The sequence below is a fragment of the Bradyrhizobium altum genome (assembly GCF_020889705.1).
Classification (GTDB): Bacteria; Pseudomonadota; Alphaproteobacteria; order Rhizobiales; family Xanthobacteraceae; genus Bradyrhizobium; species Bradyrhizobium altum.
In genome coordinates this window covers 1-8,214 of record NZ_JACMYP010000333.1, presented here as the reverse complement: position 1 = coordinate 8,214, position 8,214 = coordinate 1, and the positions used below count along the sequence as shown (strand labels likewise).

Here is an 8,214-nt window from a genome sequence, read left to right as displayed (position 1 = left end):
CGCTTGGCGCGGCTGCGGTCGATCAGGGCGCCGGCCGGTGTCTGCGCGACGATCCCGGCGATCGCCGCGATCGACATCACTGACCCGATCGAGGCCTCGTCCCACCCCGTTCGGTCAGGAGGTAGATCGCCAGATAAGGGCCGAGCCCGTCCCGTACGTGGCGAGGAAGAAGTTCAACGCATCAAGCGCGCGCTCAACGGGCGTCCCGGACGGCTGCAAGTGATACCGCGGCGAGATTGCGCACCTCAACCCACTCGCAGGCGCGGAGTTCCAGCGCAGGTAAAGTGGTGCTGCTATCAGGGTTTTCGGCCCTGCATGCGTCATTTGGATGGGTTGACCCGGCAGGGGTGTGCGGCCAATTTCCGGCCCGGCTTAGGGGAGAATAATACTCATGTATTCAAGGTTGATGGCTGCCGCGATCGTGGCCGCCAGTGTTTTGTCCGCGCCTGTCGCACAGGCCCAGCAGTTCATTAACGTGCTCACCGGCGGCACCTCGGGCGTCTACTATCCGCTCGGCGTCGCGATCGGGAAGATCTACGGCGACAAGATCCCCGATGTGAAGACCCAGGTGCAGGCGACAAAGGCCTCGGTGGAGAACCTGGTGCTGTTGCAACAGGGCAGGGGCGAGATTGCCTTCACGCTCGGCGATTCGCTGAAGGCCGCCTGGGAAGGCGACACCGAGGCCGGCTTCAAGAACAAGCTCGACAAGCTGCGCACCATTGGCGCGATCTATCCGAACTACATCCAGATCGTCGCCACCGCCGAAAGCGGGATCAAGACGCTCGCCGATCTCAAGGGCAAGAGCCTGTCGGTCGGCGCGCCGAAGTCCGGCACCGAGCTCAACTCGCGCGCGATCCTCGCGGCCGCCGGCATGAGCTACAAGGATCTCGGCAAGGTCGAGTATCTGCCGTTCGCCGAATCGGTCGACCTGATGAAGAACCGCCAGCTCAACGCCACGCTGCAGTCCGCCGGCCTCGGCGTCGCCTCGCTGAAGGACCTCTCGACCTCGAGCGACATCACCGTGGTCGCCGTGCCGAAGGAGACCGTCGACAAGATCGGACCGCCCTTCGTCTCCGTGATCATTCCGGCCAACACCTACACCGGCCAGGACAAGGACGTGCCGACCGCGGCGGTCGTGAACTACCTCGTCACCTCGAGCGCGGTGTCGGACGATCTCGCCTATCAGGTGACCAAGCTGGTCTACGAATCGCTGCCGGAACTCGCCAATGCCCACGCCGCGGGCAAGGAGATCAAGCTGGCGGCCGCCGCGACCGGCAGCCCGGTGCCGCTGCATCCCGGCGCGATCCGCTATTACAAGGAAAAGGGCCTGATCAAGTAAGGCTCGAAAGACATATTCGGCGTCATGCCCGGGGCAAAGGCGCGAAGCGCGTCTTCGCGCAGATGTCCCGGGTATCCACGTTCTGGGGCAACGGTCGCTCAAAGACGTGGATGGCCGGGACAAGCCCGGCCATGAAGTATTGGGCGGCGGCCCAAATGCTATAAGCGTCGCGGACACGGCGGGGACTAATCATATGCAGCGGCAGGTTGCGGGCGAGCAGCCCATCAAGGTTGAATTCGACAATTTCGAACATGGTTTTCCGGAAGGTTTCGGTCCGGGCGCCTGGGGCCATCTGGCCTATGCCATCGGTCTCGCCTTTGCGGTGTTCCAACTCTATGTCGCGGCCTTCAATTATTTGCCGAGCCAGGTGGTGCGCGGCGTCCATGTCGGCTTCCTGATCCTCTTGACCTTCGGCCTGATCGGCAATTTCACCGCGAAAGCCGATTTCGGCCGCGCGGTGAACTGGATCGTCGGCGCCGCCGGTTTCCTCTGCGGGCTCTATCAGTGGATCTTCTATGCCGACCTGATCGCCCGCGACGGCGATCCGACCAACATGGACCTTGCGGTCGGCGCGCTGCTCGCGATCCTGATCTTCGAGGGCACGCGGCGGCTGATGGGGGCGGCGCTGCCGCTGATGTGCGGCGCCTGTCTGCTCTACTGGTTCTTCGGTCAATATCTTCCGTCGCCGTTCAATCATCGCGGCTATGACTTCGACCAGATCGTCACCCATCTCTCGTTCGGCACCGAAGGCTTCTATGGTGTGCCGATCTATGTCTCGGCCACCTACATCTTCCTGTTCATCCTGTTCGGCTCGTTCCTCGAGCGTGCCGGCATGATCCAGCTGTTCACCGACGTCTCGCTCGGCCTGTTCGGCCGCACCCGCGGCGGGCCGGCCAAGGTCGCGGTGTTCGCCTCGGGCATGATGGGCACGATCTCAGGCTCCGGCGTCGCCAACGTCGTGACCGTCGGCCAGTTCACGATTCCCTTGATGATCAAGTTCGGCTATCGCCGCGCGTTCGCCGCCGGTGTCGAGGCCACCGCCTCGATGGGGGGCCAGATCATGCCGCCGGTGATGGGCGCGGTCGCCTTCATCATGGCCGAGACGCTCGGCGTTCCGTATTCGGAGATCGTCAAGGCCGCCGTGATCCCGGCGATCCTCTACTTCGCCTCGGCGTTCTGGATGGTGCATCTGGAAGCCGGCAAGCATGGCCTCGTCGGCATGAAGCGCTCGGAGATCCCGAGCGCCTGGAAGGCGCTGGTGGCGCGCTGGTACCTGGTATTGCCGCTCGCAGCTTTGGTCTACATGCTGTTCGAAGGCTTCACGCCGCTCTATGCCGGCAGCATGGGGCTTGCGTTGACGGTTGCGCTGATCCTCGGCGCCAGCATCACGCTCGGCTTCTCCAACACCGTCGTGCGTTACATCTTCTGGATCGGCCTTGCGCTGGTGGTTGCCGCGGTCTCGCGCCACGGGCTCGAGATCGTTCCGGTGGCCAGCGTCGTCGCAGGATTGATCGTGATCGCGGCGATCACCCGCGGTGGCCGCGCCACGCTCCGAGCCTGCCGTGACTCGCTTGCCGACAGCGCCAAGTCAGCGCTGACCGTCGGCATGGCCTGCGCCATCGTCGGCACCATCATCGGCATGATGACGCAGACCGGCGTCGGCACCATCTTCGGCAGCTGGATCATCGGGCTCGGCGCCAAGAGCCTGTTCCTGGCGCTGATCATGACCATGCTGCTGTCGATCCTGCTCGGCACCGGCATCCCGACGATCCCGACCTACATCATCACCGCGGCGCTCGCCGCACCTGCGCTCGCCAAGCTCGGCGTGCCGCTGATCGCAAGCCACATGTTTGCGTTTTACTACGGCATCCTGGCCGACCTCTCGCCGCCGGTCGCGCTCGCAGCATTGGCGGCGGCGCCGATCGCCAAGGAGAATCCGGACAAGATCGGCTGGGAAGCGATGCGGATCGCGCTTGCCGGCTACGTCATCCCCTTCATCTTCGTCTATTCGCCGGCGTTGATGCTGCAGGCCGGCGATCCGATGCAGGCGCAACTCGGCTTCTACGGCGCGGTGGCGGTAGCGACCTTCAAGGCGCTGGTGGCGATCGCCCTGTTCGGCATCGTCGCGATCGGCTTCCTGTTCACGCGGCTGACCTTGATCGAGATCGTGGTCGCCTTCGGTGCCGCGCTCTGCCTGCTCGGCGATTTCCAGTTCTCGGATACGGCGGGATTCACGCTCGCGGCCGCTGTCGTGCTTTGGCAATGGCGGCAGCGTCCGCGCAACGCGGTGGCGGCGGCTTGAGCCTCTGCCTTGCATCCGCGGGTGTCGTGAAGACGCTGTCGATCGCAGCCTTCACGCTCGCCTGGACGCATTCGATCGAGAAGACCGCCTGGCAGGAAGACTGGCTGGTCACGCCGGCCGGCCTGACGCTGCAGCAGGCGCGCATCAAGGGCACTGGCGCCGGCATGGAGCCGCCGCCGGAAGCGCGCCTCGCTGGCGGCTGGTTTCAATGGTCGCCGACGCCGGTGCCAAGGCCCGAGGTCGTGCTCGGCAATTCCGGCGCGGCGGGTGAATGGCACCTGTGCCACGCGGGAAGCTGCCAGACGCTATCGGAGATTTTCGGACATCCGATCGGTGCTAATGTCACGACGATGAGTGTTTGCGAGGATCCGTAGCTCCGTAGCCCGGATGGAGCGCCAGTGTAATCCGGGGCCAGTGTTCCCGGATTGCGCTTCGCTTCATCCGGGCTACGGACTACGTCAGGCTGCAAGAACAACAAACGGGAGAACAAACGATGGATCGGCTCAAGGGCAAGGTTGCAATGGTGGTCGGCGCGGGCTCGATCGGGCCGGGCTGGGGCAATGGCAAGGCGACCGCCGTGACCTTCGCGCGCGAGGGCGCCAGCGTGTTCTGCGTCGATCGCAACGGCGCCGCGGCCGAGGAGACGGTCAAGATCATTACCGGCGAGGGCGGCAAGGCGGCCGCATTCACCGCCGATGTCTCGCGCGCCAGCGAGGTCGAGGCGATGGTCGCGGCCTGCCTGAAGACCTATGGCCGTATCGACGTGCTCGACAACAATGTCGGCATCGCTGAGGTCGGCAGCGTGGTGGAAGTGGCGGAAGCCGACTGGGACCGCGTCTTCGCGGTCAACCTCAAGAGCGCCTATCTCTCGATGAAGCACGTCATTCCGGTCATGATCAAGCAGGGCGGCGGCTCGATCATCAACATCTCCTCGATCGCCTCGATCCGCCATGTCGGCATTTCCTATGTCAGCTACAATGCGAGCAAGGCGGCGATGAACCAGATGACGCGCTCGACCGCGGTCGAGTTCGCCTCGAAGCATGTGCGCGTCAACGCGATCCTGCCGGGATTGATGAAGACGCCGATGGTCGAACATTCCGCGGGGCTGGCGCAGAGCTACGCCAAGGGCGATGTGGAGGCGATGTGGCGCGCCCGCGACGCGCAGGTGCCGATGGGGCACATGGGCGACGCCTGGGACGTCGCCAATGCCGCGCTGTTCCTGGCGTCGGACGAATCGAAATATGTCACCGGCATCGAGCTTGTGGTCGACGGCGGCATCACCTCTAAATCGGGCGCCTGAGGAGCTAGGGGTATCACGCCTCGACGCTGAGCTCGGCGCGGTCGAGCTCCTCCTCGACCAGATGGAATGCGTCGTCGCCGATGGTCTCGGTGCGACGTAGATTGAGCAGCGCCTGACGCGCTGCCGCGATGGCGCGGCGGCGTATCGGATCCGACGGCAGCTCGCGTGAGGTCAGGCCGCCATCCGGGTCGTTCTCGGCGCGCAGCAGCACGGAGCGGTATTCGAGCCGGAGGATCTCGGCTTCCTCCGACGGGTCGGCGTCGATCTCCTCGAGCGCTGCGCGAAAGACCACGCCGCGGGCATGGGCCGCCTCGCGCCCGACCGGATCGTCGTCATCGAAATTCAACGCCAGGATCAGCGGCCGCAATGTCAGCCCCTGGATCACGAGCGAACCCAGCACCACGGCAAACGCGGTCAGCAGGATCAGATCGCGATATGGAAAATACTCGGGCAGCGCAAACGCGGCCGCAAGCGTAACGATGCCGCGCATGCCGCACCACGACACGATGAAGCCGCGCTTCAAGGTCGGCACGGCCTCCACCACATGGGTGGGCAGCCAATTGCGCGCCTTCAGCGTGCGCAGCAGGGCGCCGTAGGGCATCACCCAGAGGATGCGGGCAAGGATCACGACGGCGAGGATCGCGGCGGCAAAGCTGCAATATTTCCAGCGCACCTCGTCGTCGAGCTCGGACCAGATCGGGCGCAATTGCAGGCCGATCAGCATGAAGGCGAGCACGTTGAGGACCAACACGACGGTTTCCCACACCGCATAGGACGACACGCGCAGCCGCGCCGAGGTGCGGGCCGGCGCGGTGCGGGCGATGGTGATCGCATAGGCGATGATGGTCAGGATGCCGGACAGCCCGAGGTGCTCGGCGACGATCCACACCATGAAGGTGCCGCCGAATTGCGTGATGATCGCGCTCGGCGCCTCGGTGATGCGGCGGGTGATCATCATCCAGACCCGTGCGAACAGGTAGCCGGCGGCGAGGCTGCCGACCAGCGCGACCGTGATCGACGGCACGAACTCGCGGATTCTCATGTGTTCGGCCGCGACCAGGCCGACCGCGACGCGATAGATCAACAGCGAAGTGGCATCGTTGAGCAGGCTTTCGCCTTCGAGGATCTTCTGGATCCGGTACGGCAGGTTGACCTGGCGCAGGATCGCGGTGGCCGCGGCCGCGTCCGGTGGCGCCACGATGGCACCGAGCGCGATCGCGACCGGCCAGGGCATGTCCGGGCGCAGCCAGTGCGCGACCACGGCGACCGCGGCCGTGGTGACGCCGACCGCGACCACCACCAGCGTCGAGACCGGCAGCCAGTTGTTGCGGAGATCGCGCAGCGAGGTGTCGTAGGCGGCATCGAGCAGCACTGGTGCCACGAACAGCGCCAGCGCCAGTTTCGGTTCCAGTGCCCAGGTCGGAGCCCATGGCAGCAGGGTCAGCAGCACGCCACCGAGCGCAAGAAAGGTCGGGTAGGGCACCTTGATCCGCCGCGCCAGCGCCGACAGCGCCACCGCTGCAAGCAACAGGCCGATGATCCATTCGAATGTCAGCACGCGAACCCCCAAGTACGGCCCCAAGTGCAGCCGATCGTCGCAATTGACGTATAATCCAGCGTGTGGTTTTGCGGCAAATGGCGCGCTGCCGGACATCAGAGGTCGGTGGTGCGGGCGCGGGAGAGGGATGTCTTGTCGGCGATCAGGATGCGACGCAACTTTGCAAATCTTGCCGCTAGTCTGGCTCTGGCGCTGCTGTGCGCTTGCCTGTCAGGCGCGCTGAGATCAGGCGTTGCGCGCGCGGCCAGCAGCGAGCCCGGCAAGGATGTGCAGGCCGATGCCGGACCCTGCATCGCCGCGACTGCGGCGGCGGATGACGACAAGACCATCGATGCCTGCGGCGCGCTGATCGACAATGAGAAGGCGGCCAGGCCGGATCGAATCAAGGCGCTGATGGCGCGCGCGAGCGCCTATGACCGCAAGCAGATGATCGACCGCGCGATCGCAGATTACGACACCGTGCTCAGGCTCGATCCATCGCTTGCCGACGCCCACAATGCGCGCGGCGAGCTGTGGCGCCGCAAGGGTGACCGGCCGAAGGCGATCATGGATTTCGGCGCCGCCGTCAAGCTCAACCCCGATCACGCCGCCGCCAAGGCCAACTACAGGTCGTTGTCGCTGGAGCTCGAGCGGATCGGCGCCATGATGGCGGTGGCAGGCAAGCCGAGCTTCGATTGCCGCAAGGCGCGCCGGCCGGTGGAGAAGGCGATCTGCGCCAGTCCCGCGCTTGCCGATCTCGATCGCGAGACCGTCGCATCGACCTTCCGCACGGTGCGCGAGGCGCAGGACCCGCGCCAGGCGCGCGAGCTGCAGCGCGCGCAGGATCAGTTCATCGGCCGCCGCAACGCGGAATTCGGCAAGCCGGACTATGACCTGCAAAAGGCGATGCGCGAGCGGCTGCAGCGGATCAACGGGGTCGACGGCTATTAGCCGAGCTCCGCCTCACCCGGCCGAAGGTCGCGGTCATTTCGGCTTGAAACGGCGCCGCTTCCCGTGACAATGGTCGGCAAATGACGCGCGACCGCGCGAGGGAGAAACGCGATGAACATCCAGCAGAGCCGGTATCATGAGGTGTATGCCCGCTCGCTTCGAGACCCCGAGGGCTTTTGGGCGGAAGCGGCGCGCGAGATCGACTGGATCGAGCCGGCCAAAAAGATTTACGATCCCTCCATGGGCGCCTACGGACGCTGGTTCGCCGGCGCGGTGGTCAACACCTGCTACAACGCGCTGGATCGCCACGTCGCCGGCGGGCGCGCAGGCCAGGTCGCGCTGATCCACGATTCCCCGCTCACCAACACGATCACCAAATTCACCTATTCCGAACTTCTGGCGGAGGTGCAGACGCTGGCCGCGGTCATGCAGGATTTCGGCGTGGCCAAAGGCGATCGCGTCATCCTCTATATGCCGATGGTGCCGGAGGCTGTCGTCGCGATGCTCGCCTGCGCGCGGATCGGCGCGGTGCACAGCGTGGTGTTCGGCGGCTTCGCGGCCAAGGAGCTTGCGACCCGCATCGACGACGCTAAGCCGAAGCTGATCTTCTCGGCGAGCTGCGGCATCGAGCCCGGGCGTATCGTGCAGTACAAGCCGCTGCTCGACGAAGCGATCCGCCTCGCCGGCGCCAAGCCCGACACCTGCATCATCCTGCAACGGCCGCAGCAGGCTTGCGAGCTCACCGCGGGCCGCGACCATGACTGGGCGACATTGCGCCGCGCGGC

At 65.4% G+C, this 8,214-nt stretch carries 7 protein-coding genes and 1 pseudogene; 6 read left to right on the top strand and 2 right to left on the bottom strand.

All coding sequences use genetic code 11. The annotated features are described in order from the left end of the window. A pseudogene (locus H8B02_RS42290) lies at positions 1-219 on the bottom strand (MFS transporter); the annotation flags it as partial. Positions 220-391: 172 nt separating this feature from the next. On the opposite strand from H8B02_RS42290, the gene H8B02_RS42285 reads away from it, so the two are divergent. The 4 genes from H8B02_RS42285 to H8B02_RS42270 all read left to right on the top strand — a co-directional run bounded on the left by H8B02_RS42285 (position 392) and on the right by H8B02_RS42270 (position 4,941). After that, entirely contained in the window at positions 392-1,339 is a 948-nt protein-coding gene (locus H8B02_RS42285) for a TAXI family TRAP transporter solute-binding subunit (RefSeq protein WP_229171622.1), read from the top strand. Positions 1,340-1,532: 193 nt separating this feature from the next. Continuing rightward, positions 1,533-3,641 (top strand): TRAP transporter permease, encoded by a 2,109-nt coding sequence (locus H8B02_RS42280; RefSeq protein ID WP_229171621.1) that lies wholly within the window; start codon positions 1,533-1,535, stop codon positions 3,639-3,641. Continuing rightward, positions 3,602-4,015, top strand: coding sequence for a DUF1850 domain-containing protein (locus H8B02_RS42275; protein ID WP_229171619.1), 414 nt, complete (start codon positions 3,602-3,604; stop codon positions 4,013-4,015). Before H8B02_RS42280 ends, H8B02_RS42275 begins: the two co-directional genes overlap by 40 nt. 119 nt (positions 4,016-4,134) lie before the next feature. Further along, on the top strand, positions 4,135-4,941 hold the full coding sequence (locus tag H8B02_RS42270) for an SDR family NAD(P)-dependent oxidoreductase (protein ID WP_229171617.1): 807 nt from the start codon (positions 4,135-4,137) through the stop codon (positions 4,939-4,941). Between the two features lie 13 nt (positions 4,942-4,954). Here the strand turns inward: H8B02_RS42270 and H8B02_RS42265 are convergent, their stop codons facing one another. Next, positions 4,955-6,499 carry a cation:proton antiporter gene (locus H8B02_RS42265; protein WP_229171615.1) on the bottom strand — a complete coding sequence of 515 codons (1,545 nt, stop codon included), beginning with the start codon at positions 6,497-6,499 and terminating at the stop codon, positions 4,955-4,957. Between the two features lie 147 nt (positions 6,500-6,646). Between H8B02_RS42265 and H8B02_RS42260 the strand changes: the two genes are divergently transcribed. Both H8B02_RS42260 and H8B02_RS42255 read left to right on the top strand, forming a co-directional pair. Continuing rightward, positions 6,647-7,429 carry a hypothetical protein gene (locus H8B02_RS42260; RefSeq protein ID WP_229171614.1) on the top strand — a complete coding sequence of 261 codons (783 nt, stop codon included), beginning with the start codon at positions 6,647-6,649 and terminating at the stop codon, positions 7,427-7,429. Positions 7,430-7,540: 111 nt separating this feature from the next. After that, a partial coding sequence (locus H8B02_RS42255; RefSeq protein WP_229171612.1) for an AMP-binding protein occupies positions 7,541-8,214 on the top strand: 674 nt, incomplete at its 3' end.